Source organism: Bartonella sp. AP57NXGY (genome assembly GCF_042195805.1).
Lineage (GTDB): Bacteria > Pseudomonadota > Alphaproteobacteria > Rhizobiales > Rhizobiaceae > Bartonella.
In genome coordinates, this window is the sequence record NZ_JBHIOZ010000180.1 from 1 (window position 1) to 2,451 (window position 2,451).

Annotated in this window: 2 pseudogenes; one reads left to right on the forward strand and one right to left on the reverse strand. The window is 30.4% G+C overall.

The features are described from left to right. Window positions 1–1,097: 1,097 nt before the first annotated feature. Window positions 1,098–1,614, forward strand: a pseudogene (locus ACFIL8_RS09165) (hypothetical protein). A gap of 496 nt (window positions 1,615–2,110) precedes the next feature. Here ACFIL8_RS09165 and ACFIL8_RS09170 read toward each other — a convergent pair. Beyond that, window positions 2,111–2,451 (reverse strand): annotated as a pseudogene (locus ACFIL8_RS09170) (hypothetical protein); the annotation flags it as partial.

A 2,451-nucleotide genomic window follows, 5' to 3' on the forward strand; every position in this document is an offset into this window, starting at 1 on the left:
AGCCGCACCGGCTTCTGTCAGCCCTTGGGCTTTATAATCCCAGTCTTTAAATTCAGCCTTAACTGCTTGCCAATCAACTTTCCTTACAAATCTTAATCAACCCAAAGTAATAGCCTGAAATAGCCGTGTGTCGTATGGAAAATTAAAAACAAAAACCGAATGAAGAAAACGCACTTGAGACTTGCATATGGCTTCACAGGTTTATTGCTGTAAAAGCTTCAAATGATGATATCTCTAATACTTTTTTCGCTTGTTCTCTTGTGGTAGCTTCCACAAGCGAAAAGATATGGACGATGAACCTCTTCTCAAGCTTATCAAACTGAACTCAAAGGTATTTCCTTATTGATGTTGAAAGAGTCCTTTAAACGCATTTTGCAGAGCAACGTAGAAAGCATGTCTAAAAAAATCATTCCAAGAGCAACAGATTTTTCTAAGTATTGTGAAGAGATTGAAAAAGATCTTCTTTCACGAGCCAAAACTCTTCATGAACTAATGATAGGAGAATTTAAAATAGATTTCTAAAAAATAGCAAAATAGTGAAAAGTGCTGATCATTTTTGGATTGGATATGCATTTAAAGAGTGATTAAAAAGTTTTTTTAATGTACAATATATTTCTAGAAGCCAAAATGGCTCTATAGTATCAAATTTATAAAGTAAATAAATCCATTAATACAAATTAAGGATTTTAGGATACACGAATTTCAAAATATTTGTTTTTTAAAACATGAGTCGCCAGCATCAGCGCAAAAAATGTTGCGGCAATTATGATTCCCTTTCGTGTACTTTTGAAATAACAGAGCTTTTCTTTAATCTTTATGAAAGGGTTGCCAGTGCTATGGGCTTTTTTGAAAGGTGGATTTGGGTATCAAAATGCAAGCAAGAGTTTGGGATTATGGAGCTCTGTGTTTAAAGCTGTCATCAACTATAGATAAATCATAAACGAGGTTAACTAAAATATTAAAAGCAACTGGATGCAATAGAAGACATTGCTATTAAAAGAAAAGCAAATACTGAAAAAACTAAAAGGTAGTTTGTGTTTTTATATCAGAAAATAATTTAAGAAATTGAGATCATAATTTTTTCACAGGAAATAAATATGTTTACAGATAAGAAGAGAAAAGCCTTGTTTGGCGTTATAATTTTTATATTTGTATGTTTTTCAGGAATAAGAAAAAATCTTGACTTTATTCAGGGTATTTTGACATTCGCGTCTATTTCTTTGGTGATCGTAACAACTGTTTTTGCAATTTTATGCAATTCTAATATCCCTTCTGAGTTGCAAAACAACCCACAATATAAATGCGGTAATACAACAGGTTGGAAGAGCTTAACATGTGAGTTACAACAGTATATGCACAGTCTCCTAAAGTTAATAATTTTAGCGCGTGTCGTTTTAATTTTCCCAAGTAGTTATAAAGAAACTGTTTCTTTGCCTGTCATTTCTAAATACGCGGAGCACAAGTTTTCTTTTTCATTGGATACCGTACTTTGGTAATTAGATATTCAAATATTATACTTTGGTACTTTTTTTAGTCTGTGTGTTCTTTAATATGTCGCATACACGCAGTTTAATAAATATATCTATTTACACGCTACAGAGCTCTATTAAATAGATACCGTAAAATTTACGATTTCATGCTTTAATTTTTCTTTTATATTTCATTCATTATACATACAATTATCATTTTTACTTGTTTTAATAGCAAATTTATGTTGAAAATTTTCAGTATTAAATATTATATCAAAATTGTTATGTGTCTTTCCCACAAAAATTATGTTTTTAAATACGGGATTTACTTCATATTTTTTAAAAAAGTTCAAAAAAACTCTTTTAAATTATTTTTTTCTTTAAATTTTATATCCAAGCCGAATTCTATTTCAGTATAATCATCCGTGGGAAATTCACCCAACACAAGTTTAGCCATCTTTAGCAAATTGCCTTCTGATTGCATTGCAAAAAGTCTGATTGTTTTGATTGTGTATATTTCAGTTTTATCTCTTTAATTAAACGCAATTTTTTTTCGAACTCTTCCTTACCAACAATATCAGGTGAGATATCAATCGTTTTCGGGAGAAAAGATTTTTTGTAGTGTAGCTGCAAGAATTTGTTTAACTCTTTATTTGAAAAAAAAGTGTAAACTCTATAGGAATCAAAATTCCAAAATATTGCTTATTCTGTTCAATCTGATTTTTAGAACGTGGGTTAGGAATATTCTGAAAGTCGTTTTCAGAATCAATAACTTCAGGATTATAAGGACTATTTTCTCCCGTTAACACATAAATCCAATAGCAGATCTTCGAGTTCACAGAAAACTTTTCGATTATTAAGGTAGCACATTGATTATCACAGTTAAAATCGTATCTTCCTTCCTCTAAAAATTTATCAGCATCATTGATATTAACTAATTCTGAGGCTGGATCTATTTTATATTTATAAGAAAGGAAGTTAA